General features: G+C 41.8%; 1 protein-coding gene. It reads right to left on the bottom strand.

The features are described 5' to 3' along the window. Positions 1-106: 106 nt before the first annotated feature. On the bottom strand, positions 107-1,000 hold the full coding sequence (locus tag G614_RS0124065) for an NAD(P)/FAD-dependent oxidoreductase (RefSeq protein ID WP_027643896.1): 894 nt from the start codon (positions 998-1,000) through the stop codon (positions 107-109). Positions 1,001-1,212 lie beyond the last annotated feature (212 nt).

Raw genomic sequence — 1,212 nt, 5'->3', positions numbered from 1 at the left:
CATAGAAGACCTACTGCTTGATAGCTATTTACAGAAAAACTTTCATACTCCCGAAAATGCCATCAGACTGCAAGCAGAAATAAAATTTCAATCCCTGCTGTCTATATTAACACATTGCTGCAGCCTGAATTCCTGCGATTGCGCCATCAGCAACTGCTGTAGCTACCTGTCTTACCTTTTTTACACAGATATCTCCAGCAGCAAATACTCCCGGAATTTCTGTCTGCATACATTCATCCACTGGAATATATCCGTTATCTAACTTCAATTCTGTGTATATCTGAGTGTTCGGAACAATACCTGCATATACAAATACTCCGCACTCTGCATCTTTTACAATCTGTTTTTTTCCTGTTTTGTTATCCGTAAATTCAAGCTCCTCAGCTCTTTCGTTACCATATACTGCTGTGAGACTTGAATGTGGCATAATTTCAATATTATGGTGTGCAGCAACTTTATCTTTAAATTCCTGTATGCATACAAGTTCATCTTCCACGCATACAATTGTTACCTTTCCCGCAATACCAGCCAGGTAAACGGCTTCCTTTACTGCGCCATCTGCTCCACCGATGATATAGATTTTCTTCCCCTTATAATCAAGACCGTCCTTTGGTGCATTTAATCTGATACCTTTCAGACTTTCTCCTGGAATTCCTAACATGCGGCCAGAGCCACCATTCGCGAGAATTACTGTTTTACATTCATAACTTTCTTTATCTGTAACAACTTTCTTGATTTTACCTGTGAGCTTTGCCTCTGTCACCTTTTCATAACGAATCTCTACACCGGCACTAAGTGCCTGCTCTTTCATTCGTTCAGCAAATGTCTTACCAGTTTCTTCTTTCATGATTGCAGTATAGTGCGTAACTGTTGAGACTGTTCCGATCAAACCGCCAACCTGACTCTTTTCCAGCACCAGAATCCTTTTGCCTCTGCTTTTTCCATAAACAGCTGCACTGATACCGGCTGGTCCGGCTCCAATTATAATCATATCATACATTTGAATATCCTCCTGCTGCTTATATTTTTACCCGTTACGAACATTATATTCATAACATTTACAGCGGAGCAACCCGGAATATAACCGTCGGTGTACGGCAGGTTTTTCAAGCTCTGCCTTTATACCGCCATTGCCCCTGTTCCCCTGTCGGCAAGAGCTTTAAATGAACTACCCCGCAGCAAGCTGCGGGGTATCGAAGGTTGCAACCTCTA

This window comes from [Clostridium] clostridioforme AGR2157 (assembly GCF_000424325.1).
Classification (GTDB): domain Bacteria; phylum Bacillota; class Clostridia; order Lachnospirales; family Lachnospiraceae; genus Enterocloster; species Enterocloster clostridioformis_A.
The sequence above is the reverse complement of the archived record's forward strand: the minus strand, read 5'-3'. Positions and strand labels throughout refer to the sequence as shown.

Bases quoted from the DNA above. Each gene is read 5' to 3' on its own strand.
- G614_RS0124065 (WP_027643896.1), bottom strand. From the start codon at position 1,000: ATGTATGATATGATTATAATTGGAGCCGGACCAGCCGGTATCAGTGCA.